The organism is Tardiphaga sp. GW822-FHT04G09, from assembly GCF_058800725.1.
The window spans coordinates 320,050-346,807 of record NZ_JBXAMO010000004.1 but is presented as its reverse complement, the minus strand read 5'-3'; the positions used below and the strand labels follow the sequence as shown (position 1 = coordinate 346,807).

Below are 26,758 nucleotides of genomic sequence, written 5' to 3'. Positions count from 1 at the left end.
CAATAGTCTCACAAACCAGTGGCGTCGGCTCCCGGGCCGAGCAGATTGCGCAGGATCGAACCTTCAAGCGCCGCAAGATCTGCCGAGCCGCGCTGCCGCGGCCGGGCGATATCGACATTGATATCGTGTGCGATGCGCCCATCTTCAATCACCAGCACGCGATCCGCCAGCGCCACGGCCTCGGACACGTCATGCGTCACCAGGATCGAGGTGAAGGTCTGGTCGTGCCACACGCGGCCGAGCAGTTGCTGCATCGAAATACGCGTCAGCGCATCGAGCGCACCGAGCGGCTCGTCCAGCGCCAACACGCGCGGATGGCTGACCAGTGCGCGGGCCAATGCAACACGCTGCTTCTGGCCACCTGACAGGACGGACGGCCATTGATCGCGCTTCTCGGCGAGGCCGACTTCCGTCAATGCGCTTTCAGCGCGCGCCTTGGCATCGGCCGATGTTCGGTCGGTCCCCAGGCCAACTTCCACATTCGAGAGTACGCTCGCCCATGGCAACAGGCGCGGCTCCTGGAACATGACGCGGATGTCTTCCGCACGGGTTTCCTCACCGAAGCTGATCGTGCCGGCGGTCGGGGCGTCGAGGCCTGCGATCAGGCGGAGCAGCGTGCTCTTGCCGCAACCGCTCTGGCCGACAATGGCGACGAACTGGCCAGCAGGAATATGCAGATCGACGCCGCGCAGCACTTCATTGCTGCCGAAAGACTTGCGGAGGCCGCGGATGGTCAATGACAGCCCGCGGGACTTCGACTCGGACGGGCGCCGCGCCTGCGTGGCGAGGGCCTGTTCGAAATCGGCGGGCGCATCGATGACCTGAGCATCGGCATGGCTGAGGCGAAGAGACTGTTGCACGGTCATTTCAAATTCTCGCTTCCGAATTTCGCTCAATGTTTCTGAAAGGCCGGGTGCCAGGACAATGTCAGCCGTTCCAGCGCGCGCGAGGCGCTGTCGGCGACCTTGCCCAGCAGCGCGTAGATCAGGATGCTGAGGACGACGACATCGATCTGCATGAACTCGCGTGCCTGCATCGCCATGTAGCCAAGGCCCGACGACGCCGCGATGGTTTCGGCCACGATCAGCGTCAACCACATGATGCCGAGCGCGAAGCGGACACCGACGAAGATCGACGGCAACGCACCCGGGAAGATCACGCGGCGGAACAGCTCGCTGTTGCTCATGCCGTAGATACGGCCCATCTCGATGAGCTGCGGATCGACGGTACGGATGCCGTGCAGCGTATTCAGATAGATCGGGAAGAATACGCCAAGCGCGACCAGGAACAGCTTGGCTGACTCGTCGATGCCGAACCACAGGATGACCAGCGGGATCAGCGCCAGATGCGGCACGTTGCGCACCATCTGCAGCGTCGTGTCAGTAAGCTTGCTGCTGAGCTGCGAGAGACCGTTGGCGAGGCCGAAGGCGAACCCGATGCTGCCGCCGATCAGAAAGCCGACGGACGCACGCCAGAACGACACCCAGATATTCTGGGCGAGTTCACCCGAGAGCAGCAGCTTCCACCCGGCCAGGGCGACATCGGTCGGCGCCGGCATTACCCGCGCCGGCACGTAGCCCGTCACGCAAGCGGCCTGCCAGACGAGCAGGATGACCAGTGGCACGATCCACTGGGTCAGGCCATCGATACCAGGCAAGCGGAAGCTGCGAACGCGGGGAAGGATTTCAACGATGCTCATGATGGCGTGCCTGTCGGAATTACGAGGCGCTCTGCGCGCGATGTTCATTGGCCACGATTTCACCGACCGGGCCGGTGCGGGTCCGTAGCGATGTGACGTTGTCGTGCTGTTGCAGCGACAGCAGCGGGAAGACGAGCTCGGCGAAGCGATAGGCTTCCTCGAGATGCGGATAGCCGGACATGATGAAGGTATCGACGCCGACGTCCTGATATTCCTTGATGCGCGCCGCCACCGTCTGCGCATCGCCGACCAGCGCCGTACCCGCGCCGCCGCGCACGAGGCCAACGCCGGCCCAGAGATTCGGGCTGATCTCGAGCTTGTCGCGACGTCCGCCATGCAGCTGCATCATGCGCTGCTGGCCGACCGAGTCCTGCCGCGCCAATGTCTTCTGCGCGTTGGCGATGACATCGTCGGTGACATATTGAATGAGCTCGTCAGCAGCCTTCCACGCCGCCTCATTGGTCTCGCGCACGACCACATGAAGACGGATGCCGAAAGACAGCTTGCGGCCGCGCTTTTCAGCAGCAGCCTTGACGCGCGCAACCTTCTCGGCAACCAATGCCGGCGGTTCACCCCAGGTGAGATATTTGTCGACGGTGTCCACCGCGACATCGATGCCGGCATCCGACGAACCGCCGAAATAGAGCGGCGGGCGCGGCGACTGGACCGGCGGGAAGATCAGGCGACCATCCTCGATCTGGATATGCTTGCCCTGCACATTGACGGTCTTGCCGGCGAGCAGGTCGTTATAGACATTGAGGAATTCGCGGGTGACGGCATAGCGCTCGTCATGGGCCAAGAAGATGCCGTCGCCCTTGTTCTCGACAGGATCGCCGCCTGTCACGACATTGATCAGGAGACGACCGTTGGTGACACGGTCCAGCGTTGCGGTCATCCGCGCGGCGACGCTCGGCGATTGCAGGCCCGGCCGGACGGCGACGAGATAGCGGAGCTGTTCGGTCCACGGGGCCACGGCGGATGCAACCACCCATGAATCCTCGCAGCTGCGCCCCGTGGGCAGCAGCACGCCGAAATAGCCCAGCTGATCGGCGGCCTGCGCGATCTGGCGAAGATATTTAAAGTCGATGTCGCGCGCACCATGGGTCGATGCCAAGTAACGTCCATCGCCGTGGGTCGGCAGGAACCAGAGAATATTGGCTTTGGATGGATTGCTCATCGGCGACGTCTCTCTCGCATCGGGCGATCATTGCGGCACCGCGAGAGGATGGTGTCATGCCATGGGTCTGTCGAGTGGCCCGGGAAAATAGCGACGCGCGCACTGTGACTTAGGTCAATGACGAGGCATTCCTTTCAAACTTCCGGGCATATGCAACGCATTTTTCTCCGCCAATCCCGGATCCCGCAGCGATCACAACCGCGTGGGTCGGAATGCAAGAGCTTGACGGGCGATCAGTGCGACTGAGCGGAGAATTTCATGCTGAGATCGCGGCGCCTGACACTCAGATTGCTTTGCTCAAAGGCTCATCATGAGAATGATCGTACAGGCCGTCATTGAGCAATCTGGCACTTTCGCCGCCGTCATTGACGCTTTGTTAATGACGTCAGCACCGCTACCGCTCCAGATCGTGCGGCATTTACGCAACTACCCGCGTTTTGCGAACCGATTTAACCAAATCGACAAGGCGTTTTGCGAGGCTCGGCCACCATGCAGAACGCATCCGCCCCAGGCTCGTCGGCCCCTCCAATGGACAGCGACCGCCCGACCGCAACCTCGTCGACCGAGGTCGCCACCGGATTCGTGGATAGCGATGCCACACGCGAACTGGAGATGCTGCGCGAGATCGTGCGCATGCTGCCGGCATCCGTCACGGTGCAGGACGAACAGGGCGACTTTTTGCTGGTGAACGATGCCGCGGCAATCCAGTTCAATGCATCGGCAGATCAATTCAATCGGCCCGACCCGCAATCAGATTTTCTGGCGCAGGCACTGACGCATCGGCGCGCCATCGCGCTCGACCTGCTGCAGTCCGGCCGATCCGCTGTCTTCGAGGAACGCGTCAATTCCGAACGCGACAGGCGGGTGTTTCTGACAACGCATCGCCCCGTTCAGATCGGCGACCGCAGCGTGCTGCTGTCCAGCGCCACCGACGTCAGTCGCCAGAAAGCGATGGAAGAAGAGCTGTTTCGCCGCGCCTATTACGATGAGCTGACCGATCTGCCGTCACGGCGTGTGATCGAGAAGCACGTCGGCGATGTCATTGGCCATTCCGGCAAGGCATCACATTTCGCGCTGGCCTTCCTCGACATCGACAATTTCAAGCACATCAACGACTATTACGGTCACAGCGTCGGCGACGCGCTGCTGGTGCAGTTTGCCAAGCGGCTGGCACTCGACCTGCGTGGCACCGACATGCTGTCACGCATCTCCGGCGACGAATTCCTGCTGCTGCTGAACCCGATCCAGAGCCAGCAGGAAGTCGCCGAATATCTCGACCTTCTGGTGCAGCGGCTGCGCGCACCATTTTTCATCGACGGCTCCGAAGTGTTCGCCTCGGCCTCGATCGGCGTCAGCCTCTATCCGGAACACGGCCGCGATTACGACGCGCTGCATCAGAATGCCGATATCGCGATGTATCGCGTGAAGAACGAGACCAAGGGCGCCGCGGTGTTCTTCGACTCCAGCATGGAGCGCGAGGCGCTGGCCCGCATGGCCACCGAACAGGCGCTGCGGCTGGCGATCCTCGACAAGCAGTTCTGCTGCGCGTTTCAGCCGAAGGTCGATATCCGGACCCGGGAGATCAAAGGCATCGAAGCCCTGGTGCGATTGCGCAACGACGATGGCGTAATCCAGGCGCCCGGTACTTTCATCAATCTGGCGGTCGAACTCGGCCTGATCGACGAGCTCACCCATCTGGTGCTCGCCGAGATCATGAAATCGATCGAGCTTATCGACGAGACCTTCGGTGCCGGCGCCAGCATCAGCATCAATGTCGCGGCCAAACAGGCCGGCAATGCGGAATTCATGCTCTCCTTTGCTCGGGCGCTCGAGGAGACCGGTTGCCCGACGCGTTTCATGGTCGAAGTGACCGAAGACGCATTCGTGGCCAAGACGCATTTTCAGGATGACATCCTGCCGATGTTCCGTGCGCTCGGCGTCGGCATCTCCATCGACGACTTCGGCGTCGGCTATTCGTCGCTCTCGGCGCTGGCGGACATCACCGCCGACGAGATCAAGATTGACCGCTCCTTCATCACGGACATCCACAAGCGTCCGCGCAGCCAGGGCATCCTCCGCGCCATCGAGTCGCTCAGCGAGGCGCTGGGCATGACCGTGATCGCGGAAGGCGTCGAGACCTTCGAGGAACTCGCCTATCTGCAGGCCGCGACCAAGATCCGTTATGCGCAGGGCTACTATTTCTCCAAGCCGATCTTCCTGGAAGAACTCGCGCCGCAGGCCCGCAGCGGCGGCGACGCGATGCGCGGCACATCGGCGCGGCCGACGGACAATGCCCGTCCCGCCTATTCCCGCGCCGGCGGACGGGGATATTGAGGCACTGCCCTCTCCCCGTCATTGTCATCCTGCAACCAGATCCCATCTGTTAAGAGGTTGGAAACAACGCCATCTACCGCGCATCACCAGAGAGCCCCCATGCCCGTCGTCCCGCTGTTTCTGAATATCCTCTGGATCGTGTTCGGCGGATTGGGGATGGCGGTCGGCTGGCTGATTGCGGCGGTCGTCATGGCCGTCACCATCATCGGCCTGCCCTGGGCCCGCGCCGCCTTCAACATTGCCGCCTATACGCTGCTGCCCTTCGGCCAGCGGGCCGTCGACCGTGAGGCCGTCACCGGCCGCGGCGACATCGGCACAGGTGTGCTCGGCCTGCTCGGCAACATTATCTGGCTTGTGCTGGCCGGCTGGTGGCTGGCGATTGGCCATCTCCTCGCGGCACTGGCCCTGGCCATCACCATCGTCGGCATTCCCTTTGCCTGGGCACATCTGAAGCTCGCCGGCATCGCACTATGGCCGATCGGCAAGGTCATCGTACCGGCGTAACGCGCATTGCGTTGAACAAACACGAATTTTCTCGTTGAGAGTGCGCCGCGCATACGCCTGATTAACTATTTCGCTCAATGGTGAAACGAGGTGGGCCTCGGGCGCCGGAGTGATTATGCGTAAACTTCCTTTTTTGATCGTTGCAGGTTCTTTCACGGCGGTTGTCGCTGCGGGCGCAGGCGCCTGGCATTTCTTCGGGCCCGCCGGCGCTCAGACCGGCGCGAAAGCCGATAAAGGCGAGATCACCACCGCCTCGATCGACACGCGCGCGCCGAAGTCGAATTCGACCGCCCCGGCCGAACCGCCGCCGCGCGTGCAGGCTGTCGCAGCCGCACCGGCTGCCGCGCCGATGCCCGCCGCTCCGGCCGTGGAGAAGCGCCCGGCCATCGCCAAGCCCGTCTGCAACAATCCCAATGCGCTTGGCGTGTCGCGCACCGTCCAGATCGACACCACCGGCGGCCCCGGCCTCGGCCTGTCGCAATATCGCGATTATGATTTTCTGCAGCCCGGCGAAGTGGTGCTGACATTCGACGACGGCCCATGGCCGGTGACGACGCCCGCCGTGCTCGCCGCACTCAGCGCGCAATGCGTCCAGGCGGTGTTCTTTCCGATCGGCAAACACGCCACCTGGCATCCTGCCGTGCTGAAGCAGGTGATCGCAGCCGGCCATACCGTGGGCTCGCATACCTGGTCGCACAAGAACCTGGCATCTCGCCCCGCTCAGGAAGCCACCGACGAAATCGAGAAAGGCATCAGCGCCGTCTCCATGATGGCCGGCACGCCGATCGCGCCGTTCTTCCGCTTCCCGCAACTGCGTCAGACGCCGGAGCTCAAGGCTCATCTCGCCGAACGCAACATCGCGACCTTCTCGATCGATATCGATTCGCAGGATTTCAAGATTCACAAGCCCGACGCACTCGTCACTTCGGTGATGACGCAGCTCAAGAAGAAGGGCAAAGGCATCATCCTGCTGCATGACCTGCACAAGTGGTCCGCTGCCGCCGTGCCGGAGATTCTCAACCAGCTCAAGGCCGGCGGCTACAAGGTCGTGTTCATCCGCGCCAAGGACACGCTGGCGACACTGCCGGATTACGATGCGATGGTTGCCGCCGAGGTGCAGCCGGTAAAAACCAGCAATGCCCGCCCGATCTCCAACGTGATCCAGACGGTCGACTAGCACTGATTCACGCGAGTTGAACCCGATCGAGGCCGGGGCGGCACCGCTGCCTCGGCCTTTTTGTGTTTCGTGGCAAGCCATGCGGCGAAACAAAACGATCTCCCGACGAAACCATTATCCATCTCGGCGCAGACCGCCTGAAACCGGGCATGCTTATCCCTCTGTCCAATGACGCGGCACACAGCGCCGCCCAACAGGGACAGTCACATGCGCATCATCGGTTTCATCCTCGCCTTCTCGGTCGCCTTTGCCGGCCCGTCATTCTCCGGCACCGCGATGAACGACATGCCGGGCATCGGCACCTTTTCCTACAACGGCGCACAGGTCGCCTCTGATACGGCGGCGGCGAAATTCGCCCATCTGACACTCACGCGTCGTGCCTGATCGCATCCCTCCCCTCCGCCACCCCCAGACACAGAAAGCCATCACCATGACCTCATTCGGCGCAAATCTGATCGGACACACGCTCAAGGCCGCCACTGTCGGCGCGATCCTGATGCTGTCGGCGACGGCGAGCCAGGCCCAATCGACAGGCCCTTTTGCCGGCTTTGACGGATCGTGGAGGGGCAGCGGCACAGTGTCGCTGTCGGATGGCTCAACGGAGCAGATCCGTTGCCGCGCCACCTACAACGTTGTCGGCGGTACTGCGTTGAAACAGTCCCTGCGCTGCGCCAGCGACAGCTACAAGTTCGAACTCAGCAGCGATGTGAAGAGCCAGGGCGGTCAGGTCACCGGCACATGGGGCGAAGCCAGCCGCAACATCTTCGGCAATCTGCAGGGCAGCGCCGGCGGTGGCCAGATCGATGTCTTCGTCGAGGCCGCCGGCTTCGCCGCCAACCTGACCCTGACCACCAAGGGCAACAAGCAGCTGGTCTCGATCAGTTCCAAGGGCCAGATCCGCGACGTCTCGATCAACATGATCCGGAGCTGACGCAGAACCTATGCGGCTTGATGCTGTCGACCCACGGCATCAAGCTTACTGCCTGAGGCGAGCGCTTTGATGCCCGACTGCCGCCTGCGCCTGATCATGCGAAGCAGCGGATTTTCAATGGTGAGATGCACGATGATGCCCGCGCCGCCGGCTATAGCGACATAACACAGCATCATCATCGCCGATGCTTCGGGCGTCGGCAGCTGAAGCCATCGCTCATGACCCGTTTTCATGACGTCGAAAACGATCGGATGGGTGAGATAGATGGCGTAGGACGCATTGCCGATCAGAATCAGCGGCTGCCAGGTTATGGGACCGCCGGCATATTCGACGAACAGCGCGCTGGCAACGATCACGACCGGCGCAGCTGCGGCGAGCGCCATATAAACCGACGGCGTGACGCTGTTTGCCCATAGCGGCCCGACGAATTGCGACCCATAGCAGACTGCGATGAGTGCAGCGCCGATCCAGACAATGGAGCGTCGTGGTGCAGCGGGAGCAAAAACCTGCAGCGCATAGAAGATCGCGATCCCGGCGATGAAGAACTTCGTATAGTCGAAGGACAGATAGTGGCAGGCAGCCGCCGTGCAGACGGCGGCCGCGGCATAGTTCAACGCCACCAGGCATCCGACAACGATCAGCGGCGCCAGACGGCGGCTGATCGCAAGCGCTGCTGCGAAGATCAGATAAAAATACACCTCGTAATTCAGCGACCACCCGACATTCAGGATCGGATATTTGTCGCCGATCGGTGCGAATATCAGGCTACGGCCGACATAGGCCCAGAGCGGCTCGGACGAGCGGCCATCCAGCGGCTTTGCCCATGTCACCGCCTCAAGCAGCGCAGATCCGAACATCGCGACAAGAAGCACGGCCGTGCACAGCCAATAGAGCGGTGCGATCCGCTCCAGGCGCTTGGCGAGAAAATCGTCATCACCCTTCCGGGTGATGAAACACATGATGAAGCCGGAGATGACGAAGAAGGTGGAAACCCCGAAGAATTCGGTGTGCCAATCGCCCGCAAGTTTGTAGCCGGTGTGGAAGAACACCACGCCAAGGGCAGCTATGCCGCGCAACACCTGCAGATTTGACAGCATGGGACTCCCTCGACCGCCCGTCGCGGTCGGGGGCAAACCTCTGGCAGAGACGAGAGTTCCGCCGACCTGGAACTCTTGCGGGACAAAGAAGGCGACGCGGTGACGCCGTGGTCAGAATCCGTGGAGCCGCGCAGGCGCGCGATATGCGAGACCGGTGCGGCCCGCGCTGTGCTCGCCAATCAGGAATACCATGCGACCGGCCGGGCCGCCGCAAACGCGGCGTTTTCATCGCGCGAAAGGATGCGGGCTGACCTGCGATCGCACTGACTAAATTCCGTTTAGTTGCGGGCCGTATCCCCCGTGGGCAACCGGAAGAGCAGACTTGCGCCCTCACCCCTTGAAGAGCCGCCACAGCCGCGGCCAAACGACACCGCTGTCCGGACGCACCCGACACGAGTCGAACCTATGACCTTTGCCTGTCAGGCCTTGCTCCTACCCGTCCCATCCCCCAAAGGCCGTTGCCGACGCCCGGCCAATCGGCTAAATGGACCCGCAAGCACCCGTAGCTCAGCTGGATAGAGCGTTGCCCTCCGAAGGCAAATGCAAGCTCTTTCTGATGGTCGAGGGTGTCGTAAAAAACGAGTGAAACCAAGCGATTGGCGAAACTCGAAGGAAGCACGAAAATCGCATTCGAGGTCGCGGAAGCACCACGGAAGCAAACCGAAAGGAGGTTGTGGAGTACGAATGGCGATGATCGGCGAGGCTTTAGCCCGCGTCGTTTGAGCCATGTCGATTCTAGAATTCGCGATTGACCGTGGTCGATCTCGGACACTATCTGAATATCGATGCGCCCGTAGCTCAGCTGGATAGAGCGCCACCCTCCGAAGGTGGAGGCCACACGTTCGAATCGTGTCGGGCGCGCCAACTTAATATTAGGTTGATATCTTGCATATTTGCGGAGCGCCGTTGCAGAGCAATTCGCCGTATTGACCTCCAGATATTTCAGAGGTCATTCAAGTTGGCAGCGCCGCAGAGCGCGATGTTCAATTCTTGCAGGACGATTTCTTCCGGATAGCGGCTCCTCGTTGCCCTCCCGTGACCGAGTCCGGATCCATCCCGTCCCGTCGATTGCCGCTGCTAGTACATCAAACACCGCTGATGTCTTCATGCTACCAGACTGAGGCTTAGTCCGGGAGTCTTGGATCTGTCCCTGTCGGATGGCACGCACGGCGCTCGCTTGGTAATCTCTATAGCACTCGACGGGTGTACTCTCGTTCGGGAAGCGACCAGATCGGATGTCTCAAACGTCGATTGTCAGGGAAAATTCAGACAGGATTGTTAGAGAACAAACTGGGAATAATATAATGCACGTACTTGAGGCTACTCTTTGCTCATTTGCATTACGCCGCTGTATACGAGAACACGAACTGCATCGATCCTAGCGCGAACCACCCGCTGGAAGCGTTGTGCTCTTACGTTATTGAGCACAACGATATTTATTGCGTACTTTGCAATTAACTCGTCGCCCACATCAGCTTTGAGCGACGAGGATTGGGACTCGTGCGTGCATGCGGCCGAAATCGTACCCGATCGCTCGATCCGGGGATGCACAGCGGTTATCCAGGCAGGCGAGCGGATGATCACCCAGTTGGCGGCGGCTTATAACAATCGCGGTGTCGCGCTGCGGTCGAGTGGAGATATCGACCGTGCCATGGAGGATTACGATCGAGCACTTCGTTTGTCCCCCGACTACTATGTCGCGCTCAACAACCGAGGCGTTGCTTTAATGAGCAAGGGAGAGCTTGATCGCGCGATTTCTGATTTCGATCGCGCCGTACAACTGAGGACTGACTACCTCGGTGCCTATTATAATCGCGGGAAGGCACTCGGGCGTAAAGGACTCTTTGATCGTGCCATCGCGGATTATGATCTGGTCATCAAGGCTGATCCGAAGAATCCGACCTTCTTGTTCGAACGCGGAACGATGAAAGCGAACGCTGGAGATCAGAGCGGCGCGGATGCTGATTTCGAGCGCGCCGAATCGCTCAGGTCGAATGGTGCGCGGACGACGCGGCCACGATGAAACTCGCCCAACCTAGACGCCGTTGAACTTGTCAGGCTGATGGGAGCCGCAACTCCGCGTGAAGGCCTCCATTTCTGCCATTGGATAGTTCGACAGAGCCGCCGTGCAGTGTGGCGAGATCGCGGACGATTGCGAGTCCGAGCCCGCTTCCCGGTTTGGCCTCGTCGAGCCGCTCGCCTGGGGCGAACGCGCGGTTTAGTGCATCAGCCGGGATGCCTGGCCCGTCATCAACGATCGTAATAAGGAGCTGCCCCGTCGGGGTATCGCGCGTAGCCTTGATCGAGACAACACCACGAGCCCACTTGCAGGCATTATCGACCAGGTTGGCGACCATCTCGTCAAGGTCGTTGGGATCGACGGCGGCAAGCAATTCCGTCTCGGCTGTATGGACGATCGTCAGCTCACGATGAGCATAGAGCCGCCGCATCGCCGCGGCTATTGATGCGAAGGCAGGTTCGACCTGCGTGATGACGCCAGGCAGGCCGGCGTTGGCTGCGGCACGGGCTCGGGCAAGCTGGAAATCAATCTGGCGCTGCATCCGCCCTGTTTGCTGAGTCAGGACCGCGGCGCCCTCGGTATCACCTCTCGCGAGCAGCCGGCGCGCTTCGTCCGTCAGCACGGCCAATGGTGTCTTCAGGCCATGCGCGAGATTGCCCGCCTGCGTGCGGGCGCGGCGAACCATCTGGGTATTGGCGTCGATCAGAGCGTTGAGATCATCGACCAGCGGCCGAACTTCGGACGGGAAGTCACCAGGCAGGGTTTCTGCTTTGCCCGCGCGAATGTCGCCCAGCGCGTCGCGCAGACGGCGCATGGGACGCAGACCAAACCAGGCCTGCAACGTGCCGGCCCCAATTAGGGCTATTGCCAGTGTGCCGAGTGACAGGGCCAGCGCCTGATTAAAATGTCTCAGTACATCATCGACGATCCGCTGGTCGGCGCCAATTTGAAGCACGTAACCGTTTTCAGCGGTCTGCCACGGTCGCTCATATGCGATCATCGGCTCACCAGCCGGGCCAGCTTCGACTGAGCGAGTAAGCTGCCGATCCGCCCCCCGCGCGGGTGGCGGAAAACGCCGTTGCGGTTCGAGGGAGGCTGATTGTAGGACGATGCCGTTGCGATCGCTCACCTGCCAGTAATAGCCAGTCCCGGGCTGCGCGAAGCGCGGATCACTGAGCCTTTGTGCCAGAGCGACATGTCCGTCGGCCGTGCGGGCCAACAGACCTTCGAGCTCGTCGAGATGACCGATCAGCTCGGCATTGACAAGCTCCGTGACGTGCGCCCGGAACAGCGCGGAAATCGAAACGCCAGCGACAGCGATACCTGTCACGGTCGTGAGAATAACGCCAACCAGCAGCCGGGCGCGCAGACTTCTGACCATCAGCCGAACCTGTAGCCCAGACCGCGCAGGGTCCTGATGGTATCGCGGCCGATTTTGCGTCGCAGCCGACCGACATAGACCTCGATCGTATTCGAGCTGCGTTCCTCATTCAGGCCGTAGAGATGGTCGAGCAACTCGGCTTGCGTCACGACGCGGCCGACGCGATGCAGGAAGAGGTGGAGCAGGCGAAATTCCTGTGCCGTCAATTCGATCGGCTGGCCCGCAACATTGGCGGTGCCGGCAACGGGGTCAAGCACGATATCTCCGTGGCGCAATTCGGAGGTGGCTTGGCCCGCGACGCGCCGCATCAGCGCGCGCAGGCGAGCTGCGACTTCGTCGACGTGAAACGGCTTCGCCACATAGTCATCAGCCCCTGCATTGAGACCTTCCACCTTCTCAGTCCAGCTGCTGCGCGCCGTCAGGATCAGGACCGGTGTGGCGGCCCCGGTACGTCGCAACCTCCGTAAGACCTCGATGCCTGACAGGCCGGGTAAACCGAGATCGAGAACGATCGCGTCGAATTCTTCTTGCAGCGCGAAGGAAAGGGCGTGCTCACCATCTTCCACATGCTCAACGACAAAGCCAAAGCTGGCCAACCCTTCCTTCAGGCGGGCGCCAATGTCCTGATCGTCTTCGACAAGAAGAATGCGAATGGTCATGTCTCCTGATTGCTGCAGTCCGATACTGGATCAACCTGCATTTACGCTGACAGCTTGTGTTCAGACTAGCGTGGCAATCAGGCGTCTAGAAGTCAGTGTTGAGACTCGTGCCAATGTTAAAATTGCTCCTGATAATCGTTCGCATATCAACAATTATCTTGGTGACCCCAGCCTTCGCTCAGCAGGCCGCCGTGCTGTCGATTGATGCACTTGCCAATTCCGTCGTGGCAAGTAACCCCGAACGACGCTTTTATTTCCAGCAGATCGGGCTTGCAGGTGTTGAGCGCGACGCGGCTGATCGCCTGCCGGACCCTGAAGCTGCATTCGAGTTAGGCGAACGCCGGATGGCCGACGGCCTGACAGGTGCACCGAAAGGCGCCGGGCCGACATATGGCTTGTCGATTATGCAGCCGCTCGACTTTGCCGGACGCGGGGCGCTCCGTCGCGCCATCGCCGAGCATCAGATCGCGCTGGCGCGGCTCGGTCTTGCGCAATTCGACGCAACGCTCGCAAGCCGGGCACGCTCTTTGGGATATGCCTTGTTCGCGGCCGAGCGGAAAGCCGCCGCGGCACGCGACGTTGCCGCGCGGATGCGCGAGCTTGCACGCGTTGTGGAGCAGCGGGATCCGGCGGGCATCGCCACCACGCTGGACACGGCCATTCTGGATGCGGGTGCCATCACGGCGGAGCGAAATGCCGCGATGGCTGATTCCGAGACCAGCACGATCGTCTACGAACTGAATCAACTTCGCGGCGCGCCGCTCAAAGCGCGGCTCCGCATTGCTCCGCCCGATATCACGCTGCCCGGCCTTCCGTCGGTCGAGCGCATGGCGCAACAAGCTGGCATCAACAATTTCGAGATTCAGTCGCTGCGCGCGCAATTGCAGCAGCAAGGGTTGCGCGTTGACCTCGCACAAGCAGCGCGTGTGCCGAACGTCTCAGTCGGTCCCTACTTCAATCGCGCGAAGTCAGACAGCCGCGAGACCAATTTCGGCATACGGCTGACGACGACGTTGCCGCTTTGGAATAGCCAGGCTGCTGGCCTCGCACAGGAGTTGAGCCGTCAATCCCAGGGCGATGCGGCCCTGCTCGCCGCCAACCGACGGATCGCGAGGCAGGTTTACGAACAGGCAGCCTACTACGAGGCGAAGCGTCGAGCCCTTGCGGGCTGGCCAGCCGGGGCCACCGAGAAATTTGCGGCCGCAGCTACCGCCGCCGCCGATAGTTATCGCCAGGGAGCGATCCCGATCGCAACTTACGTCGAGATGCAGCGCCAGTATCTGGACGCGCTGTCGGCTCTGCTCGACACGCGACGTGAGGCTATGGAAGCGATGCTTCAACTTCGGGCGCTCAATGGCGGCCGCAGCTTCGACGGCGTGCCCCGATGACGCGGCGGATTCTGGAATGGACAACCGGTCGACCAGCCACGGTGATGATCATCGCTTTGCTGATCGCTGGTCTTGGAATCTGGTCTTTCGTGAATCTGCAAATCGATGTCATTCCCGACATCACAGGCGTGCAGGTGCAGATCAACACGACTGTTCCTGCCCTGGCGCCAGAGGAAATCGAGCGTCTTGTGACGCTGCCCATCGAGCGCAGCATGGGTGGTCAGCCGGGCCTGCGGGAAATGCGATCGCTCACCAAGACCGGACTGTCACAGGTCACGCTCATCTATCAGGACGGCACGGACCAGCTTCGCGCACGCCAATTCGTCAACGAGCGGCTTTCCGCAGTGCGCGACATGCTGCCAGCCGGATCATCGCCGCGCCTCGCTCCGATCACCACCGGGCTTGGCGAAATCTGGTACTACACACTCGAATGGGCGCAACCGCCGTCCGATTTGGACGAGCGGCAACAACTGATGGAGTTGTTCGAGGCTCAGGAATATATCGTGCGCCCGATGCTGCGCGCGATCGAGGGGGTCGCCGACGTCAATTCCAACGGCGGCCTCGAACGTCAGTTTGTCATCGAGCCTGATCTGAAGAAGCTCACGACAGCGGGCATCACGCCGAGCGAGCTTGCCCAGGCTGTTGGCGCCAACGTCGCCAATGCCGGCGGCGGGACCATCACCAAGAACGGCCAACGCTTCACCGTCCGAACCGAAGCGCGTGTCACGACGGCGGAGATGATCCGCGCATTACCCGTGAAATTCGCAGGTGGCGTGCGGCCGCTGACTGTAGCGGATCTGGCGACCGTGACCATCGGCCATGCTCCACGCGATGGCGCCGCGACCACCAACGGCAAGGAAACCGTGCTCGGCACAGTGATGATGCTGGTCGGGCAGAACAGCCGGGACGTTGCCCGGCGCGTCGATGCGCAATTGCCGAACCTGCGCGCCGCGCTGCCCAAAGGCATGATCCTTCAGGTTCAGTACGATCGTTCAGAATTGGTGGATCGCACCATCGCGACGGTCGAGCGCAACCTTGGCGAGGGAGCGTTGCTGGTCGCCGTCGTATTGCTGATCGTGGTCGGCAACTGGCGCGCGGCATTTATCGTCGCGTCGGTCATCCCGCTGGCCTTTCTCATGATGATCTCGGGCATGCATGCGCTCGGTATATCGGGCAATCTGATGAGCCTCGGCGCGCTCGACTTCGGCCTGGTCGTAGATGGCGCGATCGTCGTCGTGGAAAACACATTGCGTCTGATGGGCGAGGCACAGCGCCTCAAGGGGCGCGAGCTGACGGCCGATGAACGCCGTCGCATCGTCATCAACGCTGCGGGGGGCGTGGCGCGGCCCGTGTTCTTCGGCATGGCCATCATCGCGCTGGTTTATGTGCCGGTACTCAGCCTGGGCGGCGTCGAGGGGAAGCTGTTTCAGCCGATGGCGCAAGCCGTGATGCTGGCGCTGGCAGCGGCGCTGATCGTTACCTTTACGCTAGTGCCGGCGCTGTGCGCCCGGCTGCTACGAGGCGAGAAGGTGCGTCAGCCGAGCGTCAGTGAAAAGGAAGATTCTCTCCCGGAGATAACCGCCGACAACCACATCACGCATAACGGTGGCTTCGCCGGCCTCGTGATCCGGGGCTACCGTCCCGTCCTGGACTTCGCCCTCCGTCATCCCGCTGCCCTTCTCGTTCCATCGGCAGTCCTGTTGGCCGTGGCATTGAGGATATTCCTGACCCTTGGCTCGCAGTTTACGCCACGCCTCGATGAGGGCTCCATCACGGCGATGGTCTACAAGCCCGTGGGGATGTCGCTCGACCGTAGCCTTGAGATCGAGCAGCAAACCGAGCGTGAAATTTTGCGTCGCTTTCCGCAAGTGACCCGAACCTTCTCCCGCATCGGCACCAGCGCGGTTGCGACCGACCCGATGCCGCCGAATGAGAACGACCTCTACATCTTCTACAAGCCGCTCGACCAATGGCCGCAAGGTCCGGACATGCCGCGCAACAAGAGCGAGCTGGTTGCGGCGATCGAAAAGGCTGCCACTGCGCTGGCGCCGGAGCAGTCATTCCTTTTCGCGCAGCCTATCGAGATGCGCTTCAACGAAATGTTGGAGGGCACGCGGGCGGATCTGTCGGTCAAGATATTCGGAGACGACTACGACGTGCTTGAGCGGCTCGCCGCGCAGGCGCGAGAGGAATTGCAAGGCGTGCCCGGCACCGCCAATGCCGCATTCGAAGCGGCCAGCCGCACCCACAGTGTGGTGGTCGAGATCAATCACGACGCGATGGTGCGGTTGGGGCTGGGAACCGCCGAGGTCAACCGTGCCATTGCGTCAGCGATCGGTGGGGACGAGGTCGGCTTCATCGCGGACGGAGAGCATCGACACGCGATCGTCGTTCGTATGCCCGAGTCCTTACGCGCGGACACAAAATCGATCCTCTCCCTTCCATTGCGCGTCGGCGCGTCCGGCCTTGTGCCGCTGGACCGCGTTGCAAGTCTGCGCGAGATGAGAACGGTCGAACCGATCCTGCACGACAATGGTAAGCGCCGCGCCGCCTTGATGGTCAATCTCAACACCAGCGACATCGAAGGTTATGTGACCGCAGCGCGTGCACGCCTCGACGGCAAGCTTGCGCTGCCTGAATCCTATCGCATCGAGTTCGGAGGCCAGTTCCGTCAGCTAGAAGCGGCCCGAGCCCGTCTGATGATCGTCGTGCCGGCGGCGCTGCTGATGATCTTCTTGCTCGTTTATTCGGCGTTGGGGAGCGTCCGTCATGCCGCCGTCGTCTATACCGGTATTCCGTTTGCGATCACCGGTGGCGTGCTGGCACTCTGGCTACGTGACATGCCATTCTCGATCACCGCCGCGATCGGCTTTATCGCGGTCTCCGGCATCGCGATGCTGAATGGTCTCGTTCTGATCGATCATATCAATGCGTTGCGGCGGAAGCTGCCTGTTATCGAGGCAGTCCGGCAAGCCGCCACGGATCGGCTCCGTCCGGTATTGTCGACCGCCATGGTCGCGGGAATCGGCTTCGTACCGATGGCGATTTCACAGGGCGCGGGAGCGGAGGTGCAACGACCGCTCGCCACTGTCGTCATCGGCGGCGTCCTGTCGTCCACCGTTCTGACGCTGCTGCTGTTGCCGGCGATCTACCGATGGATGGAGCGCCGCTCCGCAGCCGTCGTCGAACGAGAGAAACAGCCGTTGGAAGTGGAGGTTTCAGCATGAAAAGATCGAATCGGCTCCGTGACGTGGCAATCTTAGCCGCTATGACGTCACTTTTCTTTGTCTCGCCGGCCCTCTCGCTCGCAAGTTCTCCTGTCCATGACAATCAACCCAGTCCTTTCTACGTGCAAAACCTGCCGGCGGAAGTGCGGGCAGGCCTTCAAAAATACAGGAAGGTATGTGGCGATGAATTGACAACAACGCGTGGCTTCAGCCGCTTCATTGACGTTGGGAACGTTCGTCTCATCGCTCTTCATCTTCATGAACTCAGATGTGGCGACCGCCTTACGTTTTGTAGCAGCGGAAAATGCCTCCATCAGGTCTACATGTCGCACCACGGACGATATCATCTGGTGATGAGTGTCAGGGCAAATGAAGTCACGTTGAGAGGCCTGGACAACACTCCGGCGATTGAAGTTGAATGCGGCTTTGGACTACAGCGTATGTGGCGATGGAACGGTAGGCGTTTCATCGGAAGATAGCATCATTGATCAGCCTGACCGGCCAAGTTTCCAGATCGATCTCGAAGGCAAGGCGCCTTTTCCTATGTGCTCAGCGCCGCGTTACAAAGCCTTAGAAATGTAATTCAGGACCATGTTCCATGCGAGCCCTTCATAAAGAGAACCATCTGATCGAACGAATAGGTTGGCTTCGCGCAGCGGTGCTAGGCGCCAATGACGGGCTGATTTCAACATCGAGTCTGATCGTCGGTGTTGCCGCCGCGACCGCCGCTTCCCACGAAATTCTGGTTGCTGGCGTAGCGGGGCTCGTCGCCGGAGCAATGTCGATGGCTGCAGGCGAATATGTGTCGGTCAGTTCCCAGGCCGATACGGAAGAAGCCGACATGGCGCGTGAGCGCCGCGAACTTGCCACGCAACCTGAAGCGGAGCTGGCCGAACTCGCCGCGATCTACGAGCAGCGTGGTGTAACGCCCGAACTGGCGCGACAGGTCGCCGAGCAGATGATGGCAAAGGACGCCTTCGGGGCCCATGCGCGGGATGAACTCGGACTGACCAGTCATGTGATGGCGAAGCCAGTTCAAGCGGCTTTCACTTCGGCGGTCACCTTCGCATCTGGCGCGACTTTGCCGCTGGCCGTCGCTCTCCTGTCGCCGGCCTGGACCGCCACCTGGACCGTCTCCATTGCCTGCCTCATCGGACTTGGCGTTCTCGGAGCGATCGGCGCTCGCGCTGGCGGCGCCAGCATATGGAAACCCACTCTTCGGGTCGTGTTTTGGGGAGCAGTCGCCATGGCCTCAACTGCGACCATTGGTGCCCTCATCGGTCGAGCCGTCTAGTTCGCGGAGCTCTCTATTTTTTAATCGATTTTGCACTCGATATTTGCATCGCTGCAGAATGGGATTTTCTGCGATGTATTCCAGCGGTACCCAATCACACATGCCGCGGACTTCAGGACTAGGAGAGAGCCACTGCGTACGCGGCCCAGATTTGGAAAGAGCTAGTCATTTCCTCATAGACCCGGGAGAAGCAAAATACCGGATACCTTGTACTTGGTCCGATATCAGCTCCGCGTTCGGTTCGGCGCACCCGTTTGGGTGGGGCTATTGGCGGCAGCCGGCGAACGCTGAAAGATGAGAGGATCACGATGCCCCAAAATAAATTAATCGCAGATTCAATCACATATGCGTTCGCACTTTTATCCAGTACGGCGCGCCATTCTCCTTGTGAGATTGGCTCTTTCCCCCACACATTGTCCTTGTTATTTCTGTAGCCTGCCGTCCGGCCATATCAGCCGTCACGCCTGCAGCGCCGTGCGCGCGGCCAGTATCTCGGGCCAGCGCCTTTACACTCGCCCTTGAAAGTGAAGGCGCGTTCTAGCTTTGTGTCAATCGAACGCCACGCCGATGCGCGTAGCGCTCCGCCAGACTATTCGACACTGTGAGCAAGCGCCGCCAGGTTCTATTTTCAGCTCGAAGGCATCCGGAATGTTCAGGGCAGCAGGAACTTCGAGGCAGGCGCCTGTGTCCGACAAGTTTCGGACGACGCAACTTATCACGGACGATCGCTGATTGAGAATGATCTTCCCCGTCAACAGCGTGCGGCGACGGCGAGTGGTGCGACGCTCCGTCATAACCAATACCAAACGACGCCGCAGGCGGTTGTCGCTGCCCCGCGTCTCGCCTCGACGGCCACCTTCGCGATTCCCGTATCGCGTGGCAGGTTATTGGCGAGTATTTTGAAGACGAGAGCCCCCGGCATAGCGCACTCGCAATACTTCAACGTAGAAACACCATCCGCGCGGTTTGGCCGAGCAGGACAAAGGCCAAAGATTCGTCCCAGTAGCTCAAGACTCCCAATCTGAATCGTTGGTGGTTCATGAGGGCCAAGGCACAGCTGATAGCCGCGCTCATAAACAGCATCATCGTAAGCGCTTTCCCGAATCCCCAGGGCAGCGGGCTTTGAGCACCGGCAAAGATCAGCACGATCAAAAGTTTGAGAGAAAGGCGACGGAGCACAAAGCGCGAGTCCGACGTCATTTTCGGCTCGGCTGCATAACGACGTCGTATCCGCGAAGAGGCAGTACGAAAGAGACACTGCGATAAACGCAATGTCGGTCGGGCAAAGGCATCCAAGCCCGTGCGGCGAAACCGAAACGCCGCTTTCAGAAAGGTTAAGGACAACGAATAAAGCAATCGCCGAAGACGAGGGCTTCGCGCGACGATGCGCTCGACAAGAACCATATCGATACCCACACTAGACCTCGGATCGAAATAAATCAGAGCGATCACATCGCTAGTGAAGTCGACGCGCCCGTGTCCGGTGAGTCTAAGCGGCTTGATATTGCGCAGGTAGTTATCGCCGAAGACCTTACAATATACGATGGTATATCCCGGATATTGTTTTGTATATCGGATCAACCCCGCAAGACACTGTCACTCAAGGAGTGACGGTGATATCCAGCCAATGTCATCTAGCGGCTCCAACCCGCTGCCGACGCATGAGGATCAACGAGCAATGCCAAGCGACAGTAGTCGAGCAAGCGTGCCGCTCAGGTCGTTCTCGCGAGTCTGAATCATCAGTCTCGCCTGTGACGGCCGAGCGGCTCGTCACGGAGGTGAGACATGACTCTCCAATTTTTTACTCTGCCGGCTTCGCTCCGCGTTTCGCGGATCGCCTCGCCGAAACGCAATCCCGCATTCGCCGACCCGCGATGCGAGCGTGACCGTCCTTTCACGAAGTCTCCCCGCACGAACCGGACTCGACTGGTCGCGGCGTGGCGTGTCAATGGCGAGACCGGTCGGCTCGAATGCATCTGGATGCTTGACGCCGAACCAGACACGGGCGGCGGGTTGCGCCGATTGATCGAGCGCGCCGGACTCCTTCTTGCAGTTTACCAGCATGGTCGCTTTGCGGCGTGAGGCGTGTGATGCATTCCCTCACGCTGCATAAGGCCAGCACGGCGATGGTTCTGGTGTCCGCCGGCCTGGACGGGCTTCACCCCCGCCGGGGCGGCAATCCGTACTCGCGCAGAATCGCACGGTCGCGCGAAGGTGCGGACCCTCCCTGGTGAAGAGCGGCTGCGCTGCTCAAGCGCGGTCCGAATGCCGAGCGTCGTGAAGATGCATCGGTTTCATTATCCCCTCAGCCGACCAAGACCCCAAGCGCCGAAGACCGTGCCGAGAGGCGCATGGTCTCGGCGCTTGCGGCAGGAGATTCATCCAATGAATGCCCCCATCCTCAAGGCGGCTCTCAAGCCGCGCGGAAAAGACGAACGCAAGCTGTCGATGAAGGCGGTCCGTGAAGCCCAGAATGGGTTGGATGACACCTTCGAAAACGTCAAAGGCGACCGCAACGGCCTGATTGCCCGAGATGCGATCGAACGGCTGGCAAAAGACGGCCCCAATGAGGTTGCGCAAGAGCGACGCCTGCCAGCGGTTGTTCAGTTTTTTGGCGCTTTCAAGAATCCGTTCATTGCAGTGCTGCTGATCCTGGCTGGGATCAGCGCTGTAACGGACATCTGGCTTCGGCTTCAACATGGCGAGGATGCGGATCCGACAAAAGTCACCATCATCATCGTGATGGTGCTTGCCAGCGCCTTGATGCGCTTCGTTCAGGAGTACCGATCGAGCGCTGCGGCCGAAGCTCTGAAGGCGATGGTCCGCACGACGGCGACGGTTCTTCGTCGAGGATCGGCAACGTCAAATCCCGAAGCATTCGAAATCCCGATGCGAGAGATCGTCGCCGGCGACATCGTGCGTCTTTCAGCAGGGGATATGATCCCGGCAGACGTGAGGCTGATCGAATCCCGCGATCTGTTTGTGAGCCAGGCAGTGCTCACCGGTGAGGCCATCCCTGTTGAGAAGTATGACACGCTCGGGTCTGTCGCCGAGAAGTCCGCGGCGAGCGTAGCGTCCAGCGAAATGAACGCGCTCGACATGCCCAACGTCTGCTTCATGGGCACCAACGTCGTGAGCGGCACGGCGACCGCGCTTGTCGTTGCCACGGGTGCTCGCACCTATTTCGGATCGTTAGCCAAGGCGATCGTCGGATCGCGCGCTCAAACGGCGTTCGATCGCGGCATCAACAGTGTGAGCTGGCTGCTCATCCGCTTCATGCTCGTCATGGTTCCTGTCGTCTTTGTCATCAACGGCCTGACCAAAGGCGACTGGGTGGAAGCGCTGTTGTTCGGCCTTGCCGTCGCCGTCGGACTTACCCCCGAAATGCTGCCGATGATCGTTTCCTCGAACCTCGCGAAGGGCGCCGTAGCGATGGCGCGGCGCAAAGTCGTCGTGAAGCGACTCAACGCCATTCAGAACTTCGGCGCGATGGATGTTCTCTGCACGGACAAGACCGGCACGCTGACTCAGGACAAGATCATTCTGGAGCACCACGTCGACGTTACCGGGCAACCCAACGCTGACGTTCTCCGGTTGGGCTGGTTGAACAGCTACCACCAGAGCGGCGTGAAGAACCTGATGGATCAGGCCGTCGTGCGATTCGCCGGGGCGGAGCCAGCCATCACGAACACGGCCGCGAGCTACCGAAAAGTCGATGAACTTCCGTTCGACTTCGTGCGCCGCCGACTCTCAGTGGTCGTCGAGGGCGAGGACGGAGATCACTTGCTCATCTGCAAGGGCGCGGTTGAGGAGATGCTGTCGATCTCTACGCACGTCAGAAGAGGCAAAGATCTGATCCGCCTTGGTGACGTTGAGCGCAAGAATCTGGCTGCGATGGCTCGGGCGTACAACGAGGACGGATTCCGTGTGCTGGTCGTCGCCACCCGAGGGTTTGTGGCGTCCGAGGCCAAGACGCATTATGCCATCGCGGACGAAGCCGATCTCACGATTCAGGGGTTCCTTACTTTTCTCGACCCGCCAAAGGAGACGGCTGGACCAGCAATCGCTGCGCTCGCGGAGCATGGCGTCAAGGTCAAGGTTCTTACGGGCGACAATGCGGTCGTGAGTGCCAAGATCTGCCGTGAAGTAGGACTTGAACCGGGCCAAGCCGTACTCGGGCGCGACATAGAAAAATTGGACGACACCGCGCTTCGCGTTTTGGTCGAGGAGCGGACGATCTTCGCGAAGCTCACTCCGCTCCAGAAGTCGCGTGTATTGCAGGCGCTTCAGGCTAACGGTCATACCGTCGGATTTCTCGGTGACGGCATCAATGACGCCCCGGCGCTGCGCGATGCCGATGTCGGCATTTCCGTCGATAGCGGCGCCGATATTGCGAAGGAGTCGGCCGATATCATCCTGCTCGAGAAGAGCCTGATGGTTCTTGAGGAGGGTGTGCTGAAGGGGCGCGAAACCTTCGGCAACATCATGAAATACCTCAACATGACCGCCAGCTCGAACTTCGGAAACGTGTTTTCAGTGCTGGTGGCGAGCGCATTCATTCCGTTCCTGCCGATGCTGTCGATCCATTTGCTCGTGCAAAACCTGATGTACGACATTTCCCAATTGGCGCTGCCTTGGGATCACATGGACAAGGAGTTTCTCAGCAAACCGCGGAAGTGGGATGCCAAGAATATCGGTCGTTTCATGATCTGGATCGGGCCGACGTCCTCGATCTTCGACATCACGACGTTCGCTCTGATGTGGTTCGTCTTTGCCGCCAATAGCCCGGAGCATCAATCGCTCTTTCAGTCGGGCTGGTTCATCGAGGGCCTGCTTTCTCAAACGCTCGTGGTCCATATGCTGCGTACCCAGAAGATTCCCTTCGTCAACAGCACAGCGGCTTTGCCGGTCTTGCTGATGTCGAGCGTCATCTGCGTACTGGGGATCTATTTGCCGTTCTCTCCGCTGGGAGCAGCCATCGGATTGCAGCCCCTGCCTATCGCCTACTTCCCGTGGCTGGCCGGAACGCTGCTCTGCTACTGCCTCGTCGCTCAACTGATGAAGACCGTCTACATCCGCCGGTTCGGACAATGGTTCTGACGGCCAAGCGCATGAGAGGTCCTGATCATGTCCACATCACCGTTGATCCTGAGATTTGCGCCGCCGCAGGCTGGAGACTGCCCGCGACAAGGGCCGCCACCGCCGAGGCGACAAGCGCCGCGTCCGCCCCACAATCGCGAGCCGGGCGATGCCAGGTCGTCGCTTCGGAATCGGTTGGACAGACGTTTGTGTTGGGCTTTGGCGGTTTTGGCGATGTTCGTGACGCATGCGGCCGTTCACCTTGCTCGTCGCCGTCTGCTGGACGGTTTCAAGCTCAGATTCCTGCTGCGTTGCGGCGCACGGTTGAACAGAGCGGCGATATCGCGAATGCGGCGTTGCCGCTGGTGAGCCACACAAGCGCAAAACGATCGCTTGCATGGAACCAAAGCACGAGGCCCGGACCTGAACCGGACTTCGATCAGCAAGGAGCTTCAAATGGACGACCCATCTAGTCGCGGCGCGACCAACAACTCGCGCCGCTTGAATTCACGAGAAAACTAGGAGGGCAGCTCGCGGCTATTGGCGCCGGGCGCTCTCGCAACCCGACGCCAGGAGTAGCCCATGACTTATTTTACGACCCACGGACTTCCCAATTTCACTATCACCACCGGACTGAAGGTTTTCAGGCGTCGTCGGGTTCTTTTTTGCCGACTGATGGTGATCGCTTTCTACTTGCTGGCGCTCGGTCTTGTAGCGGTTCTTCAGGTAACCAAAGCGCACGCGCAAGAACTTCAAACGACTCCCGGCCATCCGGATGCGGCACGGCTCAACACTAGTGGACCGCAACCCATCCTGGCGATGCCAACGAAGGCACCGGGGGCCTCGCGTGACAATAAGGTGGAATCGGGCGGGCCCGACTGGTCGGGCGTCTATTTTGGCGGACACACCGGTTTCGGGGCTGGCAGCCTTGGCCCGGGAACGAACCCCGTCTTGAATCAGTCCGTTGGCCTGCCGCCTACGGTGACAGGAATGATCGGCGGCTTTCAGGGAGGCTACAACTTTCAGGCCAGCGATCGTTGGGTGCTCGGCGCGGAAGCCGATGTCACTTTTGTGAGCCCGCCCGATGAGACGCGACGGATACCGGCTCCCTTCAACACATCCCTGGATGTCGTGGGGACGGTGCGTGGCAGGATCGGCTATGCTTTTGGCCCATTCCTCCCCTATGCAACGGGAGGCCTCGCTTGGACACGAACGAACGTCGACATCAATGGCGATGACGGCAGCGTTTTGTCAAAACTGGGGCGCTGGCACGCTGGGTGGACGGCAGGCGCAGGTGTCGAAATGGCCTTGGGCGGACCATGGACGGCACGCGTCCAGTACGACTACCTCGATCTGGCTTCCTCGACCTATCGACTCGATGGTGCCGGACTGCGCGATGTGTCCGTCCGCCCCCGAACCCAGAGGTTCACGCTTGGCCTGAACTACCGACTGGGCGATGTGGCCTCGACACTCCCAAGACCACCGGCAACTGTCGAAATGTCGCCGGACTGGAATATTCATGGCCAGACCACATTCATCGCCCAAGGCTATCCCGCGATTCGTTCCCCCTACGCTTCCAGCGCCAGCCTGCCCGGTGGTGGGCAAGTTCGTGAGACGTGGACCGCGGACGCATTTCTTGGCGTGAGGCTTTGGGACGGTGGTGCGTTCTATTGCAATCCCGAGCTAGCCCAAGGCTTCGGGCTGAACGGGACGCTCGGACTCGCAGGCTTTCCAAATGGAGAAGCGCAAAAAGGCGGCGCTGAATTTCCGAAATTTCGGCCACAGCGCTACTATCTTCAGCAGACATTCGGTCTTGGTGGCGAGCAGGAGGATGTCGCAGACGGCCCCCTGCAACTGGCGGGGCGACGCGATATCGATCGCGTCACTGTCACGGTTGGTCGTTTCGCGGTTGGCGATTTCTTCGACGCGAATGCCTATGCCAAGGATCCGCGCGCGGATTTCATGAATTGGGCAATCTGGTCGTCGGGGGCCTATGACTTCCCCGCCGACCTTCCCGGCATGACGCGCGGTGCGGTCATCGAGCTGAATCGTAAGGATTGGGCTGTGCGAGCCGGGGCCTTCCAAGTGCCCAGGGAGCCGAACAGTGATGTTTTGGTCTTCAATGGGGGCGGCGGTGGCGCCGTCGAGTTCGAGGAACGGCACAGCCTGTTCGGGCAGCCGGGTAAGGTTCGGATCGGCGCTTTCATCAACCGTGGTTACACCGGCGCGTATCGCGACGCTATCAACCTCGCGCAAGCGAGCCCTCAAACAGATATCAACGATGCGATGACGGCCCTGCGCCGCAATCAGAATAAGTATGGCTTTTATGGAAATATCGAACAGGCTTTGACAGCTGACCTCGGGCTTTTCGCCCGTGCAAGCTGGAACGACGGCCGCACCGAAATCCTCTCCTTCACGGACATCGACCGCAGCATTTCCGGTGGTTTCTCCCTAAAGGGTTCTGCATGGGGACGGCCTGCGGACACGATCGGAGTCGGTGCTGCGGTCAACGGCCTCTCGAGTGCACATCGTAACTTCCTCGCCGCCGGAGGCACGGGGTTGCTGATCGGTGATGGGAGACTGCGCTACGGCCACGAGTCGATCGTCGAGGCGTATTACGCCTTGCGGGTCAACGGCTGGAGCACCGTCACCTTCGACTATCAGTTTGTTGCAAACCCCGCCTACAACGCCGACCGCGGACCAGCCTCGATTCTGTCGCTTCGCGCCCACGCCGAATTCTGACAGCGAGTGGAGTGGCAATTCCAGCAATAGCGCGGGCTTGCGCCTCGGG

At 60.7% G+C, this 26,758-nt stretch carries 19 protein-coding genes, 1 tRNA gene and 1 pseudogene; 13 read left to right on the top strand and 8 right to left on the bottom strand.

From position 1 onward, the window contains the following. Positions 1-8: 8 nt before the first annotated feature. From AC1RLZ_RS10765 to ssuD, 3 genes and pseudogenes are all read right to left on the bottom strand, one after another. Positions 9-653: pseudogene (locus AC1RLZ_RS10765) on the bottom strand (ATP-binding cassette domain-containing protein); the annotation flags it as partial. A gap of 239 nt (positions 654-892) precedes the next feature. After that, complete coding sequence (gene ssuC, locus AC1RLZ_RS10760) at positions 893-1,699, bottom strand: aliphatic sulfonate ABC transporter permease SsuC (RefSeq protein WP_493188593.1); 807 nt, start codon at positions 1,697-1,699, stop codon at positions 893-895. A 19-nt stretch (positions 1,700-1,718) separates the two neighbouring features. Then, positions 1,719-2,876: an FMNH2-dependent alkanesulfonate monooxygenase gene (gene ssuD, locus AC1RLZ_RS10755; protein WP_371424035.1), complete on the bottom strand. Its 1,158-nt coding sequence runs from the start codon at positions 2,874-2,876 to the stop codon at positions 1,719-1,721. Between the two features lie 612 nt (positions 2,877-3,488). Here ssuD and AC1RLZ_RS10750 point away from each other — a divergent pair. The 5 genes from AC1RLZ_RS10750 to AC1RLZ_RS10730 all read left to right on the top strand — a co-directional run bounded on the left by AC1RLZ_RS10750 (position 3,489) and on the right by AC1RLZ_RS10730 (position 7,822). Continuing rightward, the gene (locus tag AC1RLZ_RS10750) at positions 3,489-5,210 is read left to right on the top strand and encodes a putative bifunctional diguanylate cyclase/phosphodiesterase (RefSeq protein WP_493188691.1); all 1,722 of its coding nucleotides are present in this window, start codon (positions 3,489-3,491) and stop codon (positions 5,208-5,210) included. A gap of 99 nt (positions 5,211-5,309) precedes the next feature. Continuing rightward, positions 5,310-5,714 carry a YccF domain-containing protein gene (locus tag AC1RLZ_RS10745; RefSeq protein ID WP_493188592.1) on the top strand — a complete coding sequence of 135 codons (405 nt, stop codon included), beginning with the start codon at positions 5,310-5,312 and terminating at the stop codon, positions 5,712-5,714. A 115-nt stretch (positions 5,715-5,829) separates the two neighbouring features. Next, the gene (locus tag AC1RLZ_RS10740; protein WP_493188591.1) at positions 5,830-6,891 is read left to right on the top strand and encodes a polysaccharide deacetylase family protein; all 1,062 of its coding nucleotides are present in this window, start codon (positions 5,830-5,832) and stop codon (positions 6,889-6,891) included. A gap of 207 nt (positions 6,892-7,098) precedes the next feature. Beyond that, positions 7,099-7,275 (top strand): hypothetical protein, encoded by a 177-nt coding sequence (locus AC1RLZ_RS10735; RefSeq protein WP_493188590.1) that lies wholly within the window; start codon positions 7,099-7,101, stop codon positions 7,273-7,275. Positions 7,276-7,321: 46 nt separating this feature from the next. Beyond that, a complete protein-coding gene (locus tag AC1RLZ_RS10730) occupies positions 7,322-7,822 on the top strand; it encodes a hypothetical protein (protein ID WP_493188589.1) in 501 nt (166 codons plus the stop codon). Positions 7,823-7,830: 8 nt separating this feature from the next. Here AC1RLZ_RS10730 and AC1RLZ_RS10725 read toward each other — a convergent pair whose 3' ends face one another. Then, positions 7,831-8,919 (bottom strand): acyltransferase family protein, encoded by a 1,089-nt coding sequence (locus AC1RLZ_RS10725; RefSeq protein WP_493188588.1) that lies wholly within the window; start codon positions 8,917-8,919, stop codon positions 7,831-7,833. 787 nt (positions 8,920-9,706) lie between these two features. Between AC1RLZ_RS10725 and AC1RLZ_RS10720 the strand changes: the two genes are divergently transcribed. Both AC1RLZ_RS10720 and AC1RLZ_RS10715 read left to right on the top strand, forming a co-directional pair. Continuing rightward, positions 9,707-9,783, top strand: a tRNA-Arg gene (locus AC1RLZ_RS10720). A gap of 640 nt (positions 9,784-10,423) precedes the next feature. Then, complete coding sequence (locus AC1RLZ_RS10715; RefSeq protein WP_223806705.1) at positions 10,424-10,942, top strand: tetratricopeptide repeat protein; 519 nt, start codon at positions 10,424-10,426, stop codon at positions 10,940-10,942. A gap of 31 nt (positions 10,943-10,973) precedes the next feature. On the opposite strand, the gene AC1RLZ_RS10710 is transcribed toward AC1RLZ_RS10715, so the two are convergent. Then, positions 10,974-12,320, bottom strand: coding sequence for a sensor histidine kinase (locus tag AC1RLZ_RS10710; RefSeq protein ID WP_006022561.1), 1,347 nt, complete (start codon positions 12,318-12,320; stop codon positions 10,974-10,976). Continuing rightward, positions 12,320-12,973, bottom strand: coding sequence for a response regulator transcription factor (locus tag AC1RLZ_RS10705; RefSeq protein ID WP_024343199.1), 654 nt, complete (start codon positions 12,971-12,973; stop codon positions 12,320-12,322). The genes AC1RLZ_RS10710 and AC1RLZ_RS10705 overlap by 1 nt, the downstream gene beginning before the upstream one ends. Before the next feature lie 119 nt (positions 12,974-13,092). On the opposite strand from AC1RLZ_RS10705, the gene AC1RLZ_RS10700 reads away from it, so the two are divergent. The 3 genes from AC1RLZ_RS10700 to AC1RLZ_RS10690 all read left to right on the top strand — a co-directional run bounded on the left by AC1RLZ_RS10700 (position 13,093) and on the right by AC1RLZ_RS10690 (position 18,888). Then, entirely contained in the window at positions 13,093-14,367 is a 1,275-nt protein-coding gene (locus AC1RLZ_RS10700; protein WP_493188587.1) for a TolC family protein, read from the top strand. Then, complete coding sequence (locus tag AC1RLZ_RS10695; protein WP_006022564.1) at positions 14,364-17,594, top strand: efflux RND transporter permease subunit; 3,231 nt, start codon at positions 14,364-14,366, stop codon at positions 17,592-17,594. The genes AC1RLZ_RS10700 and AC1RLZ_RS10695 overlap by 4 nt, the downstream gene beginning before the upstream one ends. A gap of 598 nt (positions 17,595-18,192) precedes the next feature. After that, positions 18,193-18,888 carry a VIT1/CCC1 transporter family protein gene (locus tag AC1RLZ_RS10690; RefSeq protein ID WP_006022566.1) on the top strand — a complete coding sequence of 232 codons (696 nt, stop codon included), beginning with the start codon at positions 18,193-18,195 and terminating at the stop codon, positions 18,886-18,888. Between the two features lie 548 nt (positions 18,889-19,436). On the opposite strand, the gene AC1RLZ_RS10685 is transcribed toward AC1RLZ_RS10690, so the two are convergent. After that, positions 19,437-19,682 (bottom strand): PilZ domain-containing protein, encoded by a 246-nt coding sequence (locus AC1RLZ_RS10685; protein ID WP_080655009.1) that lies wholly within the window; start codon positions 19,680-19,682, stop codon positions 19,437-19,439. Positions 19,683-19,827: 145 nt separating this feature from the next. Then, positions 19,828-20,304: a hypothetical protein gene (locus tag AC1RLZ_RS10680; protein WP_124810153.1), complete on the bottom strand. Its 477-nt coding sequence runs from the start codon at positions 20,302-20,304 to the stop codon at positions 19,828-19,830. A 369-nt stretch (positions 20,305-20,673) separates the two neighbouring features. Between AC1RLZ_RS10680 and AC1RLZ_RS10675 the strand changes: the two genes are divergently transcribed. The 3 genes from AC1RLZ_RS10675 to AC1RLZ_RS10665 all read left to right on the top strand — a co-directional run bounded on the left by AC1RLZ_RS10675 (position 20,674) and on the right by AC1RLZ_RS10665 (position 26,709). Continuing rightward, complete coding sequence (locus AC1RLZ_RS10675; protein WP_006022569.1) at positions 20,674-20,970, top strand: hypothetical protein; 297 nt, start codon at positions 20,674-20,676, stop codon at positions 20,968-20,970. Positions 20,971-21,273: 303 nt separating this feature from the next. Beyond that, a complete protein-coding gene (gene mgtA / locus AC1RLZ_RS10670) occupies positions 21,274-23,988 on the top strand; it encodes a magnesium-translocating P-type ATPase (RefSeq protein ID WP_006022571.1) in 2,715 nt (904 codons plus the stop codon). A gap of 561 nt (positions 23,989-24,549) precedes the next feature. Continuing rightward, positions 24,550-26,709: a carbohydrate porin gene (locus tag AC1RLZ_RS10665; protein WP_493188586.1), complete on the top strand. Its 2,160-nt coding sequence runs from the start codon at positions 24,550-24,552 to the stop codon at positions 26,707-26,709. The last annotated feature ends 49 nt before the right edge of the window (positions 26,710-26,758 follow it).